19 protein-coding genes are annotated in these 22,695 nt (G+C 57.5%); 2 read left to right on the top strand and 17 right to left on the bottom strand.

The genetic code is table 11. The features are described from left to right. Positions 1 to 16: 16 nt before the first annotated feature. Positions 17 to 205: a hypothetical protein gene (locus AC0CW1_RS16375; protein ID WP_488184057.1), complete on the bottom strand. Its 189-nt coding sequence runs from the start codon at positions 203 to 205 to the stop codon at positions 17 to 19. A 295-nt stretch (positions 206 to 500) separates the two neighbouring features. Between AC0CW1_RS16375 and AC0CW1_RS16370 the strand changes: the two genes are divergently transcribed. Continuing rightward, the gene (locus tag AC0CW1_RS16370; protein WP_488184056.1) at positions 501 to 1,490 is read left to right on the top strand and encodes a patatin-like phospholipase family protein; all 990 of its coding nucleotides are present in this window, start codon (positions 501 to 503) and stop codon (positions 1,488 to 1,490) included. A 273-nt stretch (positions 1,491 to 1,763) separates the two neighbouring features. On the opposite strand, the gene AC0CW1_RS16365 is transcribed toward AC0CW1_RS16370, so the two are convergent. Together AC0CW1_RS16365 and AC0CW1_RS16360 are read right to left on the bottom strand one after the other, a co-directional pair. Then, a complete protein-coding gene (locus AC0CW1_RS16365) occupies positions 1,764 to 2,102 on the bottom strand; it encodes a P-II family nitrogen regulator (protein WP_488184055.1) in 339 nt (112 codons plus the stop codon). 23 nt (positions 2,103 to 2,125) lie between these two features. Continuing rightward, positions 2,126 to 2,701 carry an ANTAR domain-containing response regulator gene (locus AC0CW1_RS16360; protein WP_488184054.1) on the bottom strand — a complete coding sequence of 192 codons (576 nt, stop codon included), beginning with the start codon at positions 2,699 to 2,701 and terminating at the stop codon, positions 2,126 to 2,128. 272 nt (positions 2,702 to 2,973) lie between these two features. Between AC0CW1_RS16360 and AC0CW1_RS16355 the strand changes: the two genes are divergently transcribed. Continuing rightward, the gene (locus AC0CW1_RS16355; RefSeq protein WP_488184053.1) at positions 2,974 to 3,774 is read left to right on the top strand and encodes a sulfite exporter TauE/SafE family protein; all 801 of its coding nucleotides are present in this window, start codon (positions 2,974 to 2,976) and stop codon (positions 3,772 to 3,774) included. 169 nt (positions 3,775 to 3,943) lie between these two features. Here AC0CW1_RS16355 and AC0CW1_RS16350 read toward each other — a convergent pair whose 3' ends face one another. The 14 genes from AC0CW1_RS16350 to AC0CW1_RS16285 all read right to left on the bottom strand — a co-directional run bounded on the left by AC0CW1_RS16350 (position 3,944) and on the right by AC0CW1_RS16285 (position 22,534). Then, a complete protein-coding gene (locus AC0CW1_RS16350) occupies positions 3,944 to 5,689 on the bottom strand; it encodes an acyl-CoA dehydrogenase family protein (RefSeq protein WP_488184052.1) in 1,746 nt (581 codons plus the stop codon). Between the two features lie 54 nt (positions 5,690 to 5,743). Next, entirely contained in the window at positions 5,744 to 6,922 is a 1,179-nt protein-coding gene (locus AC0CW1_RS16345; RefSeq protein WP_488184051.1) for an acetyl-CoA C-acyltransferase, read from the bottom strand. Between the two features lie 20 nt (positions 6,923 to 6,942). Then, the gene (locus AC0CW1_RS16340; RefSeq protein ID WP_488184050.1) at positions 6,943 to 9,342 is read right to left on the bottom strand and encodes a 3-hydroxyacyl-CoA dehydrogenase NAD-binding domain-containing protein; all 2,400 of its coding nucleotides are present in this window, start codon (positions 9,340 to 9,342) and stop codon (positions 6,943 to 6,945) included. Positions 9,343 to 9,459: 117 nt separating this feature from the next. Continuing rightward, positions 9,460 to 10,020: a fatty acid metabolism transcriptional regulator FadR gene (fadR, locus tag AC0CW1_RS16335; protein ID WP_488184182.1), complete on the bottom strand. Its 561-nt coding sequence runs from the start codon at positions 10,018 to 10,020 to the stop codon at positions 9,460 to 9,462. Between the two features lie 59 nt (positions 10,021 to 10,079). Continuing rightward, positions 10,080 to 11,801: a long-chain-fatty-acid--CoA ligase gene (locus AC0CW1_RS16330; RefSeq protein WP_488184049.1), complete on the bottom strand. Its 1,722-nt coding sequence runs from the start codon at positions 11,799 to 11,801 to the stop codon at positions 10,080 to 10,082. Next, the gene (locus AC0CW1_RS16325) at positions 11,794 to 12,687 is read right to left on the bottom strand and encodes a flavodoxin family protein (RefSeq protein ID WP_488184048.1); all 894 of its coding nucleotides are present in this window, start codon (positions 12,685 to 12,687) and stop codon (positions 11,794 to 11,796) included. Before AC0CW1_RS16325 ends, AC0CW1_RS16330 begins: the two co-directional genes overlap by 8 nt. Before the next feature lie 188 nt (positions 12,688 to 12,875). Beyond that, positions 12,876 to 14,666 (bottom strand): pyruvate kinase, encoded by a 1,791-nt coding sequence (gene pyk / locus AC0CW1_RS16320; RefSeq protein WP_488184047.1) that lies wholly within the window; start codon positions 14,664 to 14,666, stop codon positions 12,876 to 12,878. A 163-nt stretch (positions 14,667 to 14,829) separates the two neighbouring features. Further along, positions 14,830 to 14,997 (bottom strand): hypothetical protein, encoded by a 168-nt coding sequence (locus tag AC0CW1_RS16315; protein ID WP_488184046.1) that lies wholly within the window; start codon positions 14,995 to 14,997, stop codon positions 14,830 to 14,832. 35 nt (positions 14,998 to 15,032) lie between these two features. Beyond that, positions 15,033 to 15,995: a 6-phosphofructokinase gene (pfkA, locus tag AC0CW1_RS16310; protein WP_488184045.1), complete on the bottom strand. Its 963-nt coding sequence runs from the start codon at positions 15,993 to 15,995 to the stop codon at positions 15,033 to 15,035. Positions 15,996 to 16,258: 263 nt separating this feature from the next. Continuing rightward, positions 16,259 to 17,266, bottom strand: a complete 1,008-nt coding sequence (gene accA / locus AC0CW1_RS16305) for an acetyl-CoA carboxylase carboxyl transferase subunit alpha (protein ID WP_488184044.1) — start codon at positions 17,264 to 17,266, stop codon at positions 16,259 to 16,261. Then, complete coding sequence (accD, locus tag AC0CW1_RS16300) at positions 17,266 to 18,060, bottom strand: acetyl-CoA carboxylase, carboxyltransferase subunit beta (RefSeq protein WP_488184043.1); 795 nt, start codon at positions 18,058 to 18,060, stop codon at positions 17,266 to 17,268. The genes accA and accD overlap by 1 nt, the downstream gene beginning before the upstream one ends. Positions 18,061 to 18,167: 107 nt before the next feature. Then, the gene (locus AC0CW1_RS16295) at positions 18,168 to 18,368 is read right to left on the bottom strand and encodes a putative signal transducing protein (protein WP_488184042.1); all 201 of its coding nucleotides are present in this window, start codon (positions 18,366 to 18,368) and stop codon (positions 18,168 to 18,170) included. 26 nt (positions 18,369 to 18,394) lie between these two features. Then, the gene (mtrB, locus tag AC0CW1_RS16290) at positions 18,395 to 18,628 is read right to left on the bottom strand and encodes a trp RNA-binding attenuation protein MtrB (RefSeq protein WP_012281257.1); all 234 of its coding nucleotides are present in this window, start codon (positions 18,626 to 18,628) and stop codon (positions 18,395 to 18,397) included. Positions 18,629 to 18,754: 126 nt separating this feature from the next. Beyond that, positions 18,755 to 22,534: a DNA polymerase III subunit alpha gene (locus AC0CW1_RS16285; protein ID WP_488184181.1), complete on the bottom strand. Its 3,780-nt coding sequence runs from the start codon at positions 22,532 to 22,534 to the stop codon at positions 18,755 to 18,757. Between the last annotated feature and the right edge of the window lie 161 nt (positions 22,535 to 22,695).

The raw sequence follows: 22,695 nt of genomic DNA, 5'->3' as shown, positions 1-22,695 counted from the left end.
CATCGGATCTGTCCCTTTAGAAGCAGCCCAACTCGCAATGGCGGATTTTGATCTTCATCTCGTTGGCCAGGCGTCCGACCAGGATGTAGGGCACGCCGAAGGACTCGGCGATGGCCCGGGCGTCGGTGCAGGTTAGCCGGTTGTCGGTCACGGCGTCAGTCATGGCTTGTTTGATCGCCTCGATCGAAGCGTCTCTATTCGTCATCATGGCAACCTCCTCCATCAAAGGCGACGTTATGGGAAAACAAAAAGACGGCCCGAGAAGGTCCCCGAAACCATCGTGCCGGCTCGTCCATCTCCTTTCCGCAACCAAGGGGTTCGGAGAAAAAATTCCAATATTCTGAAGCGCTCTTGTGATGTTTTTAGCATACGTGCTGACGTCTTGTTCGTCAAGGGTTTCCGGCGCTAGTCCCCCTTTTTCACACCCTTTTGACATCCTTTGAAATACATTTTTCCCCTCCCTCCCACATAAGAATCAGACGTGGGAAAGGGGGATGGCGATGGACTGGGCATTGGTCCTCAGCGGCGGCGGTTCTCGCGGCGCCGCCCATATCGGCGTAATCCAAGCCTTGGAAGAAGAAGGCCTGCGGCCCCCCCTTGTCGTCGGCGTCAGCGCCGGCAGCATCGCTGGCGCTCTCTATGGAACAGGCCACAGCGCCGATGACATGATCGCCATCGCCAAACGGGCGTCGCGGCATTTTTTCTTTGACTTCGACTGGCGCTGGATCACGGGGGCGTTGCTCGGCCTTTTTCGCCTGATTCAGGGACGCCCCAATGCGGCGCTCTGGCCCGGTCTTCCTACCGGCCTGCTCCTTGGCAACCAGTTGGAAAAACTCTTCCGTCAGATCTGGGGGCAGCGAACTTTTGACGGAACAGAACCGCCTGTCGTCGTGACGGCGGCTGACCTGATAACGGGCGCATCGATCTGCTTTCTCCCCAAAGGCCTGGAACCGCGCGATCCCCTGCCCTACCGTCGCTTCGTGACCGGCGTGCCCATCGCCCAGGCTGTCCGGGCCAGTTCGAGCATCCCCGGTGTCTTTCATCCCGTCCGGTTGAAAGAGTTTTGTCTCGTCGACGGCGCCGTGCGGGCGAACCTGCCCACCGACCTGGCCCGCAGTCTGGGCGCCAAGGTGGTCATCTGTGTCAGCTTGCGCGATCCCGATACGCCGGCCTTCCCGCCCGATAACCTGATCGGGACGGTCCTGCGTTCTATTGATATCATGGGCTATGAGATCGATCTGTGCACGATCCTGGGCGGCGCCGATCTGGTTATCGAACCGACCCTTGGCCCCATGGGTGTCTTCGACTTCAACAATATCGACGAGGCGGCCAAGGCGGGTTATGCCGCCGCCAAGGCCGCTATGCCGTCGATCCGGCGCATCCTTCAGGTCCCGCCGGTTCAACCGAAAGAGCCCTCGGTGACAGAACACCGGACATCACAGGGGCTCGTCATCCGCATCGGCAGAGAAAAGCAAGGGAGCGTTCCATAGCCGTAATACAGATACGTAAGCAGAGAAGCGAGATTGGAAAGAAGCAAATAAAGTTACTTCTCCTCCGTTTCACTAAGACCGCTAAACAAGGACCCCACAAAAACAAAGGCGCCCTAGGCCCAGCGAACATGGTTTCGCCGGGCCTAGGGCGCCTCTGCCCCTGCATCACTATACCTCTTGAGACATTATAGGGCTCGCATCAGCCTTTTGCAAGCAGGAATCGATAACTATTTAATTGATCAGGTGGTGACAAATAAGGTCCTGTCTACCCGGTTACAGAGCAATAGCGCCCCGTTCACCCGTCCGGATCCGCACTGCTTCTTCGATGGGCAGGACGAAGATCTTCCCGTCGCCTACGTTCCCAGTCCGGGCAGCTTCGATGATGGCCTGGACCACTGATTCCACTTCGCCGTCCGCTACGGCCAGTTCCAGCTTCACCTTCGTCCGCAAGGTGATGGCGTATTCCTGCCCACGGTAGACGCCGGTCTCTCCCTTTTGTCTTCCGCATCCCATCACCTGGGTCAGGGTCATGCCCCGGATGCCGATGGCCTCCAAGCGCTGTTTGACCCGGTCCAGACGCTCCGGACGGAAGACCGCTTCAATTTTTTTCACTCCGTTCACTCCTACGAAATTCTTTATTGCATGTCGTAGGCGACGATGATCGCTTCCGCCACGGCTTTCAGACTCATCCGCTTGTTCATGGACTGCTTCTGGATGCGCCGGAAAGCTTCCGACTCATTGATGCCCAGGTTGCGCATCAGGAGACCTTTGGCCTTCTCGACGAGCTTGCGCGTTTCGATGGTATTCTTCAACTGCCGTATTTCTTTTTCCAACCGGCTGACTTCTCGGAAGCGGCTGACGGCGAGGTCGATAATCGGCTGCAAGGACATCTCCTGCACTGGTTTGATCAGGTAGGGAAGCAGGGTGTCGGTCTCCCGGCTCCGGTGATTTTCTCGACCTCGTTCCACAAGCAGGACGACCGGACAGAGCCGTTCATCTTCAATCAGGTGGGCTACACTTTCACCATCCTTCATCGCCGGTTGAACGGAGATGAAGACGAGATCAGGGGTGAGTCGGCGAATCAGTTTCAATGTACTGAGACCGTCTTCGGCTTCGCCAACGACCATCTGACCCAGGGTGTGCAGCAGTTTTTTCAATTCCGCTCGCTGCGTCTCGTCGGGCTCCCCGAGTATCACGCGCAGTCCTTGCATGGCCTTGCCTCCAACTTGTGTCTCTCTGTCCCTAAACGAAAAGCCCCTCATCAACGCTTATATGCCTTACAACGGACAGTACTTATATTGTAACGACCATCGCCACATGCGTCAAAGGGTGTCGCCGATAAATGCAAAGATGAGGGGTTTTCGTATTGTGCTTGAGGGTTTTTTTACTTTTGCCGCCATTATACATGGACGAGATTATTCCGTCGGGGATATAATAAAACTGTCTCGACAGTGCGGGATGAAAATGTAACAGGAGAAATGGCATGGACTTCGCTCTACTGATCGCAACTGGCCTCGTGGCAGGAACGCTTGGCTCCCTCGTGGGGGTCGGCGGCGGATTTATCGTTGTTCCCGTGTTGTTGCTTGTCTTTGCCTATCCTCATATATGGACAGTGTCTACTTCCCTTTTCTTCATCTTTATTAACTCCTTTGTGAGCAGTTATAACTACTCCCGGCAGAAGCGCGTCGACTTTGCCACGGGAATTCCCTTCGCTCTCAGCACCATCCCCGGCGCGCTTGTCGGCGCCCATCTTGTTCCTTACCTAAGCGGCAAAGCCTTCGATAGCGCATTCGCCGTGCTTTTGCTTCTTGTCTCCCTGTTCATGCTCTTTAAGCCACAGGGACCACCAAAGGATCGCACGCCCAATTGGATGGGCAAGAAAACGATGCGTCAATTTACTGATGCCCACGGGGTAGCACATGAGTACAGCTTCAGCCTTCTCTTCGGTGTCTTGATCAGCTTTTTCGTCGGCTTCCTGTCGAGCATTTTTGGCATCGGCGGCGGGATCATCCATGTGCCAGTCATGACGTTGATTATGGGCATTCCGCCTCATATTGCCACAGCCACATCCATGTTTATTCTGACTATCTCTTCTCTCGCTGGAACAGTGCCTCACCTGGTCGCCGGAGATGTGCAGATGGTTGCTTCGGCAGCACTCTCTATCGGGGCCATCGTTGGTGCTCAAATTGGAACGCGCTTAGCCCCTCAGGTGAACAGTCGGCGCCTGATGCAGCTGTTTTCGATTATTATGTTGCTGCTGGCGCTTCGTTTGCTTCTTAGGTAACGCGATGCTCGATGGCGGATTGCCTTTGACAGGATCGCCAAAAGGTGCTTCTGAGAAAGAAAGCACCTTTTGGCGTAGTTATTTGTGGTTATTTATTCGCTGACTGTAATGGTCTGCTTGTGAAATTGGCATCACGCTGCCGCGGATTGCCTAAGGCACTGTTCAACGCTCAGATGCTGTACTTTTCCATCTCGATAATTGACTGGGCAATGGAACGCGTTAATGCTTTTTCATTGACCGGCACATGACGTGTCAGTTTTTTCAAGATGGACAATTGTGAGCGCAGTGCATCCCCTTCTTCCATAGCGGCTAAGGATTTTTTGGCGATAACTTCGATGGCTGTGATGCGCTGATAGATATAGGCTGTGGCCAGTTGGATGGCCATTGCAGCTTTTTCCGGTCCAGACTGGACGAGTTTTTTCTTGGCCCGTAGCAAGGCGCTTTCCATTGCAAAGACGGCCATGACCAGATCAGCTATGTTCCGAAGGAGTTCTTGTTCTTCCGCCAGCGCTTTTTGATACTTCTGTACGGCTATGCCTGCCACGAAGAGCACTGTCTTTTTGCTGCGCTCAATCAGGTCTTCTTCAATATTCAAGGGCATACCGTTGTCAGCGTGAATGCCGAGGCTGAACAGTTCTGATTGGAGCCTCTGGGCAGCTGCGAGCAACGGAATCTCCCCTTTCATGGCCCGTTTCAGCAGCGTATCGGGGATCAACAGCCGGTTGATCTCATTGGTGCCTTCAAAGATCCGGTTGATGCGGGCGTCACGGTAGATGCGCTCGATCTCGTACTCCTGGGTGTAGCCGTACCCACCATGGATCTGCACGCCTTCATCGGCGACAAGGTCGAGCATTTCAGAGGCGAGAATCTTGCAAATCGAACACTCGACGGCATACTCCGCTGTAGCCTGCAGCGGTTCTTTGACCTCCAAGGCTTTTTCGATCAGTCCGGCTGTGCGATAGATAACCGACTCGGCGCCATACAGTTCGATGGCCATATTGGCGATTTTCTCCTGGATCAAGGGAAAGCGAGCGATGGGGCTATTGAACTGCGCGCGCGCGTTGGCATACTTGGCGGACAGGTGGAGCGCCCATTTGGCCGATCCGATGCAACCGGCGCCGAGCTTGAATCTGCCGATGTTCAATATGTTGAAGGCGATATGGTGCCCTTTGCCGATTTCACCGAGCAGGTTTTCCGCAGGGACCTTGGCGTCTTCCAGAATCACCGGGCAGGTGGATGAGCCCTTGATCCCCATCTTCTTTTCTTCCGGACCGATGGACAAGCCAGGCGTGTCCCGATCAACGATAAAGGCGGTAAACTTATCGCCGTCCACCTTGGCGTAGACGATAAAGACATCGGCGAAGCCGGCGTTGGTGATGTACTGTTTCGTTCCGTTCAGGATGTAGTGGCGACCATCTTCACTCCGGATCGCCTTCGTCTTTGCGCCGAGCGCATCGGAACCGGAACCGGGCTCGGTCAGGCAGTAGGCGGCAATTTTTTCGCCGCTGCCCAGCGCCGGGAGGTATCGCTGCTTCTGTTCTTCATTGCCGAAGAATACGATCGGCAAGGTGCCGATGCCTACATGGGCGCCATGGCTCAGGCCGAAGGACCCGCCGCGGGCCATATGCTCAGTGATCAGCGTCGAAGAGATTTTATCGAGAGCGACGCCGTCATATGCCTCGGGGATGTCGGCGGCCAAGAGTCCGATCTCTCCGGCTTCTTTCAACAGTGACCGCGTTAATTCGTAGTCGAGTTTCTCAATCGCTTCCAGATGGGGCGCCACGTTACCGGCGATAAAATCAGCCGTCGTCTGAGCGATCGTGCGTTGTTCCTCCGTAAAATCTTCTGGGATAAAGATCTGTTCCACTGAAAGGGATTCTGTCAAAAAGTGTCCGCCACGAATGAAGTCACCCATGCTTTTTCACCTCATAAAAATAGTGATATCGGACTCGTGCCGAAAAAATATTATTCAAAATCTTTCGAATACAGCAGCCGCACCCATTCCGCCGCCGATGCACATGGAGACGACACCGTAACGAGCTTGGCGACGTTTCATCTCATACAAGAGTGTCGTCGTCAGTTTGCTCCCTGTGCAGCCAAGGGGATGGCCGAGGGCGATGGCCCCACCATTGACGTTGACACGTTCGGGATCAAGGCCCAGGTGATTCATGACATACAGTGCCTGGGCGGCGAAGGCTTCGTTGATTTCAAAGAGGTCCACGTCGTCTTGTCCGATCCCAGCCAGTTTGAGTGCTTTCGGGATCGCCTCCACCGGGCCGATGCCCATGATCTCAGCAGGTACACCGCCGACGGCGAATGAGCGAAAAGCACCGAGCACCGGCAGTCCTAACTGTTCTGCCTTTTCTCTTGATGTGACCAGCACAGCCGACGCACCGTCACTGGTTTGCGAAGCGTTCCCCGCTGTGACCGTGCCGTTTTCGCGAAAAACCGGGCGCAGCTTTGCCAAAGCGTCCAGCGATGTGTCAGGCCGGATCCCTTCATCTTTGTCAAAGAGGACCTCCTGCTCCTGCAGTTTTCCATCGGCATCGACCCACCGTTTGCTGACGGTCACCGGTATCAACTCTTCATTGAACCGTCCCTCCGCTTGTGCTCTGGCAGCCTTTTGTTGACTCGCCAAAGCGAAGCGATCTTGAGCTTCGCGACTGACGCCGAAGCGGGCGGCCACATTTTCCGCTGTGACACCCATGGTCATGTACGCTTCCGGCATGTGTTCCATCAGATAGGGATTGGGGGCGATCTTTGTGCCGCCCATGGGTATGGTGCTCATGCTTTCCACGCCACCGGCGATCATCACCTCGGCAAAACCGGCCATTACTCGTTCCGCCGCAATGGCGATCGATTGCAGCCCTGACGAGCAAAACCGATTGACCGTCATGCCGCAGACACTATAGGGCAGCCCGGCACGCTGGGCTACAATACGGCCCAGGTTCATCCCCTGTTCCGCTTCCGGGAAGGCACACCCTAGGATGACATCTTCCACCTCTTCCGGTGCGATGGCCGGCACACGCGCCAGCGCCCCTCTGACCGCAATGGCGGCTAAATCTTCCGGTCGCACATCTTTCAAGACTCCTTTGGGCGCTTTGCCGACAGGAGTCCGTACAGCGCTGACGATCACTGCCTCTCTCATCTTTCCGAACCTCCCATCGATCAATTCCGTAGCGGCTTTCCTTTCGCCAACATGTAACGCATCCGCTCCTGGCTCTTCGGTTCGCCGACAAGACTGAGGAAAGCCTCCCGTTCAAGATCCAAGAGGTACTGTTCTGGAACGAGGCTCTTGGCCGGGATAGCGCCTCCGCTCAATACGTGGGCGATCTTGCCGGCAATCTTGGCATCATGTTCGCTGATCCGTCCCGCCTGCAAGAGCGTGTATAGGCCGAGCTTCATCAACGCCAACCCCGGCTCGCCGACGACAGGAAGTTTTCGTGGCATCGGCGGCATATAACCCTGTTCCCACAGTGCGCCCACTTTTTGCTTGGCATCAAAGAGTTGGCGATCTTTGTTCATGGTGATGCCGTCGCTGTGACGGAAATAGCCCAGTTGTTGGGCTTCCATGGCGCTTGTCGACACCTTGGCCATGGCGATCGTCTCAAATACTCGGTTGACGATCGGTTGTAGGTCGTCCTTTTCTGTGACACCTGCCGCATCCATAGCCCGCAGCAGCAGTTCCTTATGGCCAGTGCCGCCGGGTATGAGGCCAACGCCCGCCTCCACTAGGCCGATGTACGTCTCTGCGGCTGCTTGGATAGCCGCTGCCGGCATGGTCAGTTCGCAGCCGCCACCCAAGGTCAGGCCGTGGGGCGCCACGACGACTGGCCGGCGGCTGTACTTGATGGCCGTGGCTGCCTGTTGGAACTGGCGCACCATCCCGTCGATCTCATCCCAGTTCTCGTCTTCCGCTTCCAAGAGGATCAGCATCAGGTTGGCGCCGACGCAGTAGTTAGCGCCATCGTTGCCGATGACGAGGCCTTTGAAATTGCGTTCTACCTCTTCAAGGCTCCAGCGGATCATCTGCAGAAAGTCAGGGCCAATGGCATGCTTCGGTGAATGAAAATCGAGAAAGGCCACATCATCGCCCATGTCATAAAGGGATGCGCCTGCATTGGAACGAATGGGTGGTTGTTTGCGCAAGTCAGCCGCCTGCAACGGTGCAGATGATCGACTGATTTCTGCTGATTCGCCCGACACTCGCACATAGAAACGCTTGTGCTCCCGCTCCTCGTAGAAGCGTTCTCTTCCGTCCTCCAGCATCTGAGCCACCCATGGTGGGATCGGATCTCCCTCTGCCCGCATTCTCGCCACGCTTTCCTTGAGCCCAATTGCATCCCACGTTTCAAAGGGTCCCAGGGACCAGTTAAAGCCCCATCGCATCGCTTCGTCCACACTGACGATGTCATCGGCGATTTCAGGGAGCTTATGGGCCGAGTAGAGCAGCACTTTTTTGAGGATCTCCCAACTGAACTGGGCAGCAGGATCTTTACCACTGATCAGCGTCGTGATTTTTTCTGCTGTTCCCTTGCCTAGCTTGGCTGTTTCCAGGGAAGGCATGGCGATCTTTTTACGGGGTTGATAGGTGAAGGTGTTGAGATCGAGGGCGCCGATCGCTGACCCTTGCGGTCCTTTTTCTTTGCGATAAAAGCCCTGGCCGCTCTTGTCGCCCAGCCAGCCCTTTTCGAGCATCTGCCGCAGCGATGCAGGTGTGGCAAAGGCCGCCTTTTCTTCGGGGTCTGTCGTGGACTCGAATACGTTATTGGCCACATGGACAAAGACATCGAGTCCGACCAAATCGAGCGTCCGGAAGGTAGCGCTCTTGGGCCGACCGATGACAGGACCCGTCAAGGCGTCTACCTCGTCTACAGTCAGTCCATATTTCTCCATGGCCTGCAAGGTGACGAGTAAGCCGTAGGTGCCGATGCGGTTGGCGATAAAGTTCGGCGTATCCTTGGCCAAGACGACGCCTTTGCCCAACTGCTTTTCGCAGAAGGACTTCATGAAACCGATGAGTTCTTCGTCCGTTTCGTGACAAGGGATGAGTTCCAGCAGTTTCATATACCGGGGCGGGTTGAAAAAATGGGTCCCCATGAAATGGCGCCGGAAGGAATGGGAGCAATCGGCCACGATCTGGTTGATTGATACACCTGATGTGTTAGAGCTGACGATCGTTCCCGGCTGCCAGTAAGATTCCACCCGTTTCCAGAGCGCTTGCTTGACATCCACCTTTTCGACGATGGCCTCGATCACCCAATCGGCTGTAGACACACGAGGAAGGTCATCTTCCAGGTTGCCGACAGCGATTCGCTCCAAAACTTCCGGGATGAACAAGGGAGACGGTTTTTGCTTGAGCAGATTCTCCTTGGCCTTGGCGGCAATGCGGTTTCTCACCGCCCGGTCCTGTAAGGTTAAGCCCTGCTTCGCCTCTTCTGGTGTAAGTTCTTTGGGGACGATATCCAGCAGCAGTACATCGCGGCCGGCATTGGCCAGATGGGCGGCGATCGCCGAACCCATCACGCCTGCTCCGAGAACAAGGACGGTTTGGATTGACGGGATCATGCTTTCCCTCCTTATGGATGCGAAATGGTTGCGCTATAGCCTTCCGTGTATCAACAGCGGACATCGATGGCCATTCAATCTGAATGAGCACTCATTCATCAAGCCCCAGGCACCTGTTCACTTGGTGATGCCTCTGAGGATCATGCGGAGCAATGGCTCTCCTTGCGCTCTCAACGAGTATGCCTTTTGGCTGAATACCCAGGAGGTGGCCACCTCGTTGATACCGCCAAAGATGAGTTGACGGGCCAGTTTAGCAGACAAGGCGGGATCGAAATACCCCTGCTCCTGGCCCACGAGAATCGTCTGTTCAATGACCTGGAAGTACCACCGGAGAACAGGCGCAATACCATTGCGGATGATCGGGTTCGGTTGACGCAGTTCGAATTGAATCACCCGCGCCATCTCAGGGTCTTCTTCCAAGCGAGAAAGGTGTCGATTGACAATGCAGGCGATCTGGTCTCTTGCATCCTCCATGGAGCGCAGTTGTTCTTGCAGCGCTGTAATGAAGCTCCCTACTTGCTGCTCAAAGAGGCGGATCATCAGTTCTTCTTTGCTGCGAACATAGAGATAGATGGTTCCTTCGGCGATTCCCGCTTGTTTGGCGATTTTGGCAATCTGGGAATTATGAAAGCCGTTGCTCGCAAAAATCACCTTCGCCGCTTCCAAGATGATCGGCAGTTTATCCTTCTCTCGTTGCCGTGTGCCAGCCAGTACAACTCACGCCTCTCGTGCAAATATCATAAATTTTCTGTATTCTTTGCAGCCACCTCTTTTTCCTCTTCCAGCAATCGACGCCGCAAGATTTTACCGGAGAGTGTTTTGGGCAATTCTGTCCGGAACTCAATCGCCCGTGGGACTTTATAGCTGGCAAGGTTGGTCCGGCAGTGTTGTTCGATCTCCGCAGCCGTGACTTCCATGCCGGCTTTGCGCACGATATAGGCCTTCACTGTTTCTCCTCGGTACGGGTCAGGAACACCGACGACAACAGCTTCCTGGATGCCAGGGTGTTCGAAGAGAACCTCTTCGACCTCGCGAGGGTAGATGTTGTATCCGCCAGCGATGATGATGTCTTTTTTCCGGCCAACGATGTGAAAAAATCCATCTTCATCCATGTAGGCCAGGTCGCCCGTGAACAGCCAATCATCGCGCAACACCGCACTCGTCTCGTCTGGACGGTTCCAGTATCCTTTCATGACCTGCGGCCCTTTGACGACCAGTTCGCCGACTTCTCCGCCGGCGATCACCGCTGCGGTCTCCGGGTCGACGATTTTCACTTCCGTGTCCGGCAAAGGCAGTCCAATACTGCCCGCTTTTCGCCTGTGCCACAAGGGGATGCAATGGGTCACCGGAGACGCTTCTGTCAGCCCGTAGCCTTCCACGACACGGCCGCCTGTCAGTTCTTCAAACCGCTGTTGCACCTCCACAGGCAATCCTGCTGCGCCACTGATGCATCCTTTGATCGAGGAGAGGTTATACTGGTGAGCCTTCGGATGGTTGATGATCGCGATGTACATGGTCGGTGTTCCTGGGAACATGGTAGGGCGTTCTTTATCGATCGTCTCCAGGATCCTGTCGCTGTCAAAGCGAGGCAGCAGGATCAGTTCGGCGCCGATGGCTACGCCAAGATGCATGCCCATCGTCAACCCATAGACGTGGAAAAATGGCAAGACACAGAGTACCCGTTCTTTTCCCGGTTCACACCGATAAAACCACGCCCCGATCTGCTGGGTATTCGCGTTGATATTCCCGTGCGTCAGCATGACGCCTTTTGGCGTTCCCGTCGTCCCGCCGGTGTACTGGAGCAGCGCCACATCGTCCATCCTTCTTGGCGCCAAATCGACTTCCGCCTTTTCCACACCCAGGACATGTAGCCAGCGATGGATTTGGACATCGCCGACGGCTGGGCTGGCGCCTTGCGTTGCGGTTGTGGAAGAATTGGCTTGGCTCGGAGCGGCCGTGAGATAATCGTGGGCGCCCGTGAAAATAACCTGTTCGATCTTCGTCTTTTCAATCGCCCCTATCACCCGCTCTTGCAGTTGGTCTAAGGCGACGATGATCTTGGCGCCTGAATCCTGCAACTGGTATTGCAGTTCCCGCTCAACATAGAGCGGATTGGCCATGACTACGACGGCGCCGGCATGAAGGATGCCATAGAAGGCGATGACCGCCTGTGGGCAATTGGGGAGCATGATACAGACTGCGTCACCGGGACGCAGGCCCATACGAACCAAGGCATCCGCGAAACGGGTCACACCCGCCCACAACTGCTGGTAGGTCATTCGCACTCCCAGATAGGAAATCGCTCCATGATGGGGGAAGGCATCGACGGTGCTTTTCAACATTTCCGGCACCGTTTCCCTTCTGTAGGTTAAGCGGTGTGGCACTTCCGGTGGATAACTGCGCAACCATTCTTTGCCCACATTCCACTCATTGAAGCCCGGACAACTCGACCTATCCATTCGAACTCACCTCATCGATCGATGGTTTTTTCGCTCCGATGTCACACACTCCTTGGGGAGGTGCTAGCCACCAGGTTTTGTTGGCGTAGTTGCTTTGGACTTTTTTTAAGCGAGTGCGCTGCCGCTTATATTCCTCGATCATCGCGACCAGTCGATGGCGGAAATGATCCTGAAGGGCTACTTGAGACAGCCTGCTTTCTCGGTTGTCATCGTGCAGCACTGGCAACCCTGTTTCCACAGCGCGGATTGTTCCGCAGAGCGGGCACTCCAGCTTCCTGTCTTTGCGGAGTCGAAAAAGGTCTGCCCCACATGCAGGACATTCACAATCCCTTTCCTCGACCTCATCGGCAAGCCACAGCCTGCGTCCTAACGCTCTTGCCCGTTCCAGGTTTTCAGGTTGATCAAAACACTCGCCTGGAAGGGCCGCACGCAGGGTCCAGCAGTCTACCAAGCGCATTTCCAGAACGCCAGGCAGCACGAGGGCAGCGGTTTTGGCATAGCCCTCCCAGTTTTCAATCCCATACGGAATGACCATCAGGCATGGTTTGCCACGCGTCCTGTCGACATAGTGATGTGCGCCTAACAATCGATCGAGAAACACTTTCAATGACCCGTGAGGGCCAAAAAAGTAAACAGGAACGCCAATCACCAGTGCATCTGCTTCTGCAATTTTTTCCATTACGAAGGTAAAATCATCGGGAATGACACATCCCTGGGTGGGATGGAGACAGCGGTAACAACCGTTGCACGGTGCGATGCGGCAGTCAGGCAAGCGGATCAACTCCTGGGAACAGGGGCCTGGGACGTTATCCATGATTTCTTTGAGCAGCAATTCGCTGTTTCCCGAATGACGTTTCGAAGCGACGATTCCGAGAACTTTTTTCATGAAATCACCTCCTTCTGTGCATGGGCCAGGGTTGCCCTTAAATGAGTGAGTATTCATTCAGTTTTGTGCAACAGTGATGGGTGGCGTTGTTTTTATATTGTATATCTATTCTGAATTTTCCGTCAATATGTTTTAAAAAATTAGGGTCTCCTTCTTTTTCCATCGAAGAAGACCCTTGTTGATGTTCGTTACAAAACTCGCGCCATCCCCTCGTAGATCATCCCTCGCTCAGTGGCGTCAATGGTGACGACGGCGCCGTCGGAGAGGACCTCGAAGGCGTTGTCGACGCCGACGATGACGGGGATCCCGAACTGCAACCCCACGATGGCCGCATGGGAGGTGAGGCCGCCTTCCACGGTGATGATGCCAGCGCAGCGTTCAAGGGCCGGCACGTAATCGCGGTCAGTGCCGAAGGCGACGAGGATCTCGCCCTTCTCCAACCGGGCGGCGTCGGCGGCGGAGCGGCAGAGGCGCACCTGGCCGACAGCCTTCTTGCGGCCGATGCCCATGCCATGGGCCAGCACCCGGCCGGCCACATGGACCTTGAGCAGGTTGGTCGTGCCTGATACGCCGACAGGCACGCCGGCCGTGACGACGACGAGGTCGCCCGTCTCGATGCGGCCTTCTTTCAAGGCGCAGTCGATGGCGTCACCGAGCATCTCGTCTGTGCCTGCCGTCTCCCGCACCTTCATCGGCTCGGCGCCCCAGACGACGGCCATCTGGCGCATCACCTTCGTCTCCGGCGTCGCCGCGATGATGGGGCAGTTAGGGCGGTAGCGGGAAACCATGCGAGCTGTCGAGCCGGCTTTGGTCAAGGTGATGATTGCCTTCGCTTGCAGGTCGGCGGCGATGCTGCAGGTGGCGTGGCTGATCGAATCGGTGACCGAACCAAGGCCGGCTTTGCGGCGGCGATCCAGTTCCTCATCATGGCGAAGGGCTTGCTCGGTGCGCATGGCGATGCGGGCCATCATGGTGACGGCCTCGACAGGGTACTTGCCGGCTGCCGTCTCGCCGGAGAGCATGATGGCGTCGGTCCCGTCGAGGATAGCGTTGGCCACGTCCGTCGCTTCGGCCCGGGTCGGACGGGGGTTGCGAATCATCGAATCGAGCATCTGTGTCGCCGTGATCACCGGCTTGCCGGCGATGTTGCACTTTTCGATGATTAGCTTCTGCACCAGAGGAACGTCTTCCGTCGGGATGGCCACGCCGAGATCGCCCCGGGCGACCATGATCCCGTCGGAGACGGCCAGGATCTCGTCGATATTGTCGACACCCTGGTGGTTCTCGATCTTGGCGATCAACTGCATGGAGGCGCCGCGGTCCTCCAGGATCTTGCGGATGCCGAGCACATCGGAGGCGTCGCGGACAAAGGAGATGGCGACAAAGTCCATGTCCTGGGCGATGCCGAACTCGAGGTCCTTCACTTCTTTTTCACTGATGGCCGGCATGCGCAAGGCCACGCCGGGGACACTGACGCCTTTGCGGCTGCTCACATCGCCGCCGTTTTTGACGCGGCAGCGGATCTCGCCGGCCTCGACGGTCGTCACTTCCATCTCGATGTTCCCGTCATCGATGAGCACCCGCACGCCGGGTTGGACATCCTCGACAAGGCCGCCGTAGCTGATCGGCAACCGCTCCTTCGTCCCCAAGGTCCCGTTGTCGGGAAAGAGGATCACTTCCGCGCCTTCCTCGAGGGTGGTTTTGCCACCAGCCACCTGGCCGAGGCGGATCTCGGGGCCTTTCGTGTCGAGGAGGATGGCGATGGGCTGCTCTACGGCGTTGGCCGCCTGGCGAACAGCGGCGATGCGGGCGGCATGCTCCTCATAGGTGCCGTGGGAAAAGTTCAACCGGGCCACCCGCATGCCGGCCCGGATCATCTCCATCAGGATGTTGGGATCGGAACTGGCCGGTCCAACGGTGCAGACGATCTTCGTGCGGGGCGTTCCGGTCGGAGAAGCCTCTTGGGTAAAAGCATGCATGAGTTCGAACCTCCCCGTGGGAAGGCTGGAGCGCCTCCCCTTCTTGCTCTTGCGCTGATTGCCTTGGCCTCTATTCGTTCTGCTAGCTAGTCTGTGCTTCGTCGGATTACTTCTTCAGCCCGCTGCCGGCTTCCTCCCATCCCCGGAAAAGATGACCAAAAATTTACCTTCTCGTCACCAACAGGTAGACGAACCAGGCGCCCCCTCCGATGAGGAGCAGGGAGCCGAGGCGCGAATGATAGCCGTAAAGCAGCGCCCCCAGGAGCAATACGATGACGGCCGCGCCATAGAGGCCCCCGCGGACCTTGGCCCAATTTTGATCAGAGAACACTTCGCTCACCCCGAGGGTAGTTTACCCCCAGCGTATTAAATGGATAACACGCTAGCCAGACGGTACAGTTCCTCGTCCAGACCATGTCGTTCCGTCAAGGCCTTGTCTAGGTTCTCCTCGACCAGTTCGCCTTTGCGCACGCCGAGCATGATGTTGCTCTGGCCCCGCAGGAGCGCTTCCACCGCCTGAGCGCCCATGCGGGAGGCCCAGATCCGGTCCGTCGCCGTTGGGTTGCCGCCACGCTGGATGTGGCCCAGGATGGTCACTCGCGTCTCCAGGCCTGTCTTCTCTTCGATGCGCTTGCCGATCTCGACGGCGCTGCCGGCCCCTTCAGCGACGAGGATGATCGAGTGCAGCTTGCCCCGGTCATGGCCGCGCTTCAGGCGGGCGCAGACCTCATCGATGTCAAAGGGCACCTCGGGCACCAGGATCGACTCGGCACCGCCGCCCAAACCAGCCAGCAACGCGATATGGCCGGCGCGCCGGCCCATCACCTCGATCACATTCGTCCGGTCATGGGAGGTGGCTGTATCGCGAATCTTGTTGATGGCGTCAAGGACGGTGTTCACCGCCGTATCGAAGCCGATGGTGTAGTCTGTGCCGGGGATGTCGTTGTCGATGGTGCCCGGGATGCCGACGATGCGGATGCCGTGGCGCATCAAGGCCTGGGCGCCGCGGAAGGAGCCGTCGCCACCGATGACGACAAGGGCGTCGACGCCGGCGTCTTTTAGCTTGCTGGCGGCCAATGCCTGGTTTTCTGCTTCGAAAAATTCCCTGCAGCGGGCTGTTCGCAATACCGTGCCGCCGCGGTGGATGATGTCGCCGACGGATCCGACATCCATGGGACGCATCTCTCCTGCCAGCAGCCCCGCGTAGCCGCGCAGGATCCCGGACACGTTACTCCCCCGGTAAATGGCCGTCCGGACGACGGCGCGGACACAGGCGTTCATGCCCGGTGCGTCGCCTCCTGAGGTGAGGACACCGATATGTTTGACCAAACCAATCCCTCCGAAAAGCAAATTCGAAAAGCTGTCTTGGATAGGCGAAAAACCAGTCTCGAAAACTAGATTGCCCTCAACGCCCCATCCTCTTGCGGTCTTTTCCTTGAGGTAAAATTCTTCCCTTTCGCGCCCAATCCTTCTGACTTGTTCGCACAAACATTATCTGACATGCAATAAAAGACGCCGCCGGTTTTAGCGCCGGCGGCGTCTTTTATTGCATTTTTCGAAAGGGTTCCAAACCTCTGCTCCCGTCCGGCCTTTTACATACCCGCGGCGTCGGTTGCGTCGGCTTCAAAGGCACCATAGGGCTCATCTTCGATGCAGTGCAAGCCCAGGTTGCGGTATTTCTCATAACGGCTATCGACCAGTTCCTGAACGGAAAGGGTCATCAGCTTCTCCAGTTCGTCGCTGAGCGCCGCCGCCAGCTCTTTCGCTGTCCCAATCGGGTTGCGGTGGGCGCCACCAGAGGGCTCGGGGACGATGCGGTCGATCAGCCTCAGGTCTTTCAGCCGCTCAGCGGTGATGCCCATGGCTGCGGCGGCCTGCGGCGCCAGAGTGGCGTCTTTGAAGAGGATCGAGGCCGCCGATTCGGGCGAGGCCACCGAGTAGACGGCATGCTCCAACATGAGCAGGCGGTCGGCCACACCGAGGGCCAATGCGCCGCCGCTGCCGCCTTCGCCGATGATCACCGAGATGATGGGCACCGGCAAGGCGGCCATCTCCAGGAGGTTGCGGGCGATGGCTTCCGCCTGTCCCCGCTCCTCAGCGCCGATGCCGCAGTAAGCGCCCGGCGTGTCGATGAAGCAGATGATGGGCCGGCCGAACTTGGCCGCCTGCCGCATCAGCCGCAGGGCTTTGCGGTAGCCTTCGGGGTGAGGCATGCCGAAGTTGCGGTAGATGTTCTCCTTCGTGTCCTTGCCTTTGACATGGCCGATGACGGTGACAGGCCGGCCCTGGAAGCGGCCGATGCCGCCCATGATCGCCGGGTCGTCGCCATAGAGGCGGTCGCCCTTCATCTCAAAGAATTCTTCGAGGAGCAAGCGGATGTATTCGATCGTGTTGGGACGGTCTGGATGGCGGGCCAGTTGGGCCTGCTGCCAAGGCGTCAGATCACGGTAGATCTTCTTGCGCAGTTCCTCCGCCTTCTGTTCCAGCGTGGCGATCTCGCTGCTGAAATCGAGGTCTTTTTCCTGGGAGAAGGTGCGCAGTTCATTGATCTTCGTCTCCAGTTCAAAAAGCGGCTTTTCAAATTCCAACGGCAGCGCCATCAGCCTTCAACCCCCTCGGCGGCAGTAAAGTTATGCAGGCCCAGCAGCGCGGCCAGTTGCTCCCGCATCTTCGGACGATCGATGATGATATCGACCATGCCGTGTTTTTGCAAAAATTCGGAACGTTGGAATCCTTCAGGCAATTTCTGACGGATCGTCTGCTCGATGACGCGGGGACCGGTAAAGCCGATCAAGGCGCCTGGCTCGGCGATGATCAGGTCGCCCAGCATGGCAAAGCTGGCTGTCACGCCGCCCGTCGTCGGGTCGGTGAGGACGGAGAAAAAGGGCAAGCCGGCCTCAGAGAGGCGGGTCAAGGCCGCGCTGGTGCGGGCCATCTGCATCAAGGACAGGACGCCTTCTTGCATGCGAGCGCCACCCGAAGCGGAAAAGAGCACCAGAGGCAGGCGCAGCTTCAGCGCCCGTTCGGCGGCACGAACGATCTTCTCGCCGACGACAGCGCCCATGGAAGCCATGATGAAGCGGGGATCCATGACACCGATGACAACGGGAATGCCGCAGATCTTGCCTTGACCGGTGGTGATCGCCTCGCCCATTGACGTTTCAATCTGACACTTCTGAATTTTTTGTGCATACCCAGGGAACTTGAGGGGATCTTTCGATACCAGTTCCCGGTCCCACTCGATGAAGCTGTTCTTGTCGACCAGCATGTCGATCCGTTCCTGAGCCGTCATCCGAAAATGGTAACCGCACCGGCATACCTTCAGATTCTTCTCCAACTCTTTCGTCAACAGGATCTGCTGACACTGCTTGCATTTCACCCACAAGCCATCCATTTGTTTATCGCGCCCCTTATTCGAAAGTGGTTCCAGATAGTACGGTTACGCTGGGGAACTGCCCGTGGCGTGACATGATGGGTGGCGTGGGCCGAGGCTTGGGTGGATCACCCCCCCAAGGCCCCGCTCAAAATCTCATGGGCTTCTTCGGCTTCTGATTCGGGTACGAGGATTTCTACGGAACCTGAATCGCCAAGATGAGGCACCCCGACAGGTCGCAACATGACGAGCAAACCTTCGTTCGTGAGTACGTTCTTAAACATTTCGGCGGTGGAGCGGTTGGGTGCGATGTAAACGACGGTCCACATAGGGAATCACCTCTCTCCTGTCCCATTCAGATTCCGGCTTCGATTTCACCGTGCTTGGTAAAAATGGTGGCCCGGCCTCGGATTTTCATGGCCGATGTGTGTTCGGTGAACTGGGCGACCATGACCTCGCCCTTGTCCAATTTCTCTGAATGGTGAAACCTCGTGTCCTTGCCCCGGGTCAGGCCGATGATAGTTACGCCGTTTTCCAAGGCTTTGATGACGATGTACTCGCCACCGATGGCCGTTTCCTTTTCCAGCATAAGAGCACAACCTTCCCTGAGATTATGTCAATTTCCGTGTTGTCGCACGCATGGAGACCCAGATCAGAACTAGAATAACACAATTTTTCCCTCCGATGCAAATAGTATCGAAGATCAATCGGTTATTCATGCTTTTTGGGCGATTTCCATACGGATTCCGTCGAATTGCCTCGCCAATGCTGACGGCAGGTCATCAGACAGGCTCACCCAGTACTCCCGGTTCAGGTGGTAGGCTTTTCGATCGGCAGTGAAAAAGAGTTGAACCGGCGAGGCTCCCCGGTGAGCGCAAAGGATGGCGATAAGTTTTTCCCTGGCGGCAGCGTCTGTGGAAGCGGCCGGGATCCATAGTTGCACCGTTGGCGCTTCGCCTCTCCTTGCTCCCTCATTTGCCCCGGTCTCGTTCGTGGCTCCATTGCTCCCTATTGCCGTCCCCCTCGGTTCAGAAGCGACGCTCATTTGCGCTGCTGTGACAGGGTCGACGACTGAGGCGGCTAGTTGGGAGGGATCGATGACCATGAGGTTTTCGCAAAAGATTTTTTTGTTTTCTTCCTCGTAGTGGACTTTTCCTTCTAATATCACGACGGCGTCGTCCTGAATTTTTTCGGCGCAACGTTCGTAGGTACGCGGAAAGACGAGTACATCGACGCCGCCGCTCCAGTCCTCCAGGGTGAAGTAGGCCATCAGTTGGCCCTTCTTGGTCGTCGTCCGCCTGAGGGCATGGATCAGGCCACCCAGTTTCACCCGCTGCTGGTCATTATCGGGCTGGATGCGAGCGACGGTCAGGTCGATCTGCCGTTCCAGCCAGGGCCGCAGTTCCTCCAGGGGATGGCCGCTGAAGTAGATGCCCATCAGTTCTTTTTCCATGGCCAGGATCTCGCGGTGGGGAAAGTCGGCCACCTCCGGCAGGGGGACGGCCATCTCCAGGGAGGCGCCGGTCACTACGCCGGCAATGCCGTCCATCCCGCCTGCACCGTTTGATCCGCTCGTTCCGCTTAATCCATCGCCGCCCGGTTGGCCCGTTCCACCAAGTCCTCCCGCTTCTTCGAATCCTCCCACTTCCCCGCCGAAACCGCCAAAGTCAAAGAGGTTCATCTGACCCGTCGCTAGGTCGCGCTGGCGGCGGGCGGCCACCTCCATGCACTTGTCGAGGATCTGCAAGAGGGGGCGGCGCTTGCCCAGGGAAGAGAGCGCCCCCGCCTTGATCAGACTTTCCAGAACGCGCCGGTTTGCCTGGCGGTTGTCGATGCGGGTGCAGAAATCGTCGAGAGAGGTAAAGGGCCCCCCCGTCTCACGGGCCAGCAGGACCGAGTCGATAGCCCCGCGGCCCACGTTTTTCACGGCTGCCAAGCCGAAGCGAATCTGGCGACCGCCGCTGAGCGGGTCGGCGACGACGGAAAAATCGATCTCCGAGGCGTTCACGTCGGGCGGCAGGACCCGGATACCGAGACGCTGGCACTCGTCGACGTACTGGGCCACCTTTTCCGATGAATCGGCGACACTCGTCAAGAGGCCGGCCATGAACTCGACCGGATAGTTGGCCTTCAGGTAGGCCGTCTGGTAGGCGATGAGGGCATAGGCGGCCGAGTGGCTCTTGTTGAAGCCATAGCCGGCGAAAAACTCCATCAAATCGAAGATGTCGCCGGCCGTCTTTTCCGGGATGTGCTGGGCTACGCAGCCCTGGACAAACTGCTGGCGGAGACCGGCGATGACTTCGGGCTTTTTCTTGCCCATGGCGCGGCGCAGCATGTCGGCTTCGCCGAGAGTGAAGCCGGCCAGTTCGCTGGCGATGCGCATGACTTGCTCCTGGTAGAGGATGACGCCATAGGTGTCCTTCAAAATCGGTTCCAAGGCCGGGTGCAGGTATTCGACGTTCGTCTGGCCGTGCTTGCGGCGGATGAAGTCGTCGACCATGCCCGACTGAAGGGGGCCAGGCCGGTAGAGGGCCACAAGGGCGATGATATCGTCAAAATTGGTCGGCTTCAATTCCCGCAGGATCGCCCGCAGTCCCGAACTTTCCAATTGAAAGACCCCGAGGCTGTCAGCCCGGCCCAACAGTTGATAGGCTTTCGGATCATCGAGAGGCATATCCTTCAGGATGAGTTCGAGACCCCGGGAGCGGCGAATCTTATCGATCACATCGCCGATCAAGGTGAGTGTCTTCAGCCCGAGGAGATCCATTTTTAAAAGGCCGATCTCCTCGACGGTGTCTTTCGGAAACTGAGTGGTGACGCCCTCCTCGGAGCCGCGCTGGACCGGCAGGTAATCGATCAAGGGCGACGGCGCGATGACGACGCCGGCGGCATGGGTCGAGGCGTGGCGGGGCATGCCTTCGATGGCCCGGGCCGTCTCGACGAGGTGGCCAATGCGCTGGTCCTGGCAGAGCGCCTGCAACTCGGGGCTGATCTCGACAGCCTTTTCAATCGTCATGCCCAGCTCGGCTGGGATCGCCTTGGCCACCTTGTCCACATCGGCCAGGGGCAGGTTAAGGACGCGGCCCACATCGCGGACGGCGGCCCGGGCGGCCATCGTTCCGAAGGTGATGATCTGGGCGACCCGGTCAGAGCCGTACTTGTGGACGACGTATTCGATGACCTCGCTGCGCCGCACGAAGTCGAAGTCGATGTCGATATCGGGCATGGAGACCCGTTCTGGGTTCAAAAAGCGCTCAAAGAGCAGGTTGTATTCGATGGGGTCGATGTCGGTGATGCCGAGGACATAGGAGACCAGGCTGCCGGCGGCCGAACCGCGGCCGGGGCCGACGAGGATGCCCTCACGGCGGGCGAAGGCGCAGAAGTCCTGGACGATGAGGAAATAGCCGGCAAAGCCCATCCGGCAGATCGTTTGCATCTCGAAGGCGAGCCGGCGGCGGTAGTCCTCACGGGTGGCGCAGCCGCGCCATTCCATCCCCTTTTTGCAGAGATAAGTCAGGTACTGCTCCGCTTCCCCCCAGGGAACACCGGGCCAGGGCGCCCGCTCGTTCGCTCGCCGCCACTGGACGAAGGCCGGCTCATCCGGGATCGGGTAGTCTGGCAGGTGGTGCTTGCCGAAATCAAAGTGGAGGTCACAGGCCTCGGCGATGACCAGGCTGTTCGACAGCGCGCCGGGCACGTCGCCGAAAAGGGCCGCCATCTCGCGGGCGCTTTTCAGGTAAAACTCGGCGCCGTCAAACTTCATCCGGTCCGTGTCCTGGAGCGTCTTGCCCATCTGGATGCACATGAGCACATCCTGAATGTAGGCGTCTTTGCGCTCCACATAGTGGACGTCGTTCGTCGCCACCAGGCCGAGGCCCAGTTCGCCGGCGAGGCGGATCAGGCTGCGGTTGGCCTGCTTTTGCTCGGGGATGTCGTGGTCCTGCAACTCGATGAAGTAGTTGTCGCGGCCAAAGGTGTCCCGGTAAAAGGCGGCCCGCTCCCTCGCCTGCCGTTCCTGGCTGTTAAGGAGCAACCGGGGGATCTCGCCGGCCAGGCAGGCGCTCATGGCGATGAGGCCTTTGCTGTGGCAGGCCAGGCGGTCATGGTCGACGCGCGGTTTATAGTAGAAACCCTCTGTATGGGCCTGGGAGACGAGGGCTGTCAGGTTGCGGTAACCTACCAGGTCCTTCGCCAGCAGCACCAGGTGGTGCTGGTCGCTGTCCTTCTGGGGATCGCGGTCCAGCATGGTCCGCGAAGCCACATAGACCTCACAGCCGATGATCGGCTTGACGCCGCGGGCCTTGGCTTTTTTATAAAAATCGATGACGCCGTACATGACGCCATGGTCGGTGATGGCCAGAGCGGGCATGTCCAACTCGGCGGCGCGATCGACCAGCTTGCCGATGCGGGCCGCCCCGTCGAGGAGGCTGTATTCGGTGTGGACGTGGAGGTGGACGAATTTGGAGTTGTTTGGCTTATGGATATCGCTCGTCATCACGTCTTGACATCCTTTTCCTTACGGCTTGCTTAGAAGTAAACTTGAAACTTACGTTTATTTTAATGCGGCTTCGAACTTTTGTTAACTCGCATAAACGAGTTAGGACCGGAATTGATTCCTTTCGTTATGGTCGCGCACCGTGAATCCGACAGCGGAGA

This window comes from Heliomicrobium sulfidophilum (assembly GCF_057715735.1).
This window is presented reverse-complemented; position numbering and strand designations above follow the sequence as displayed.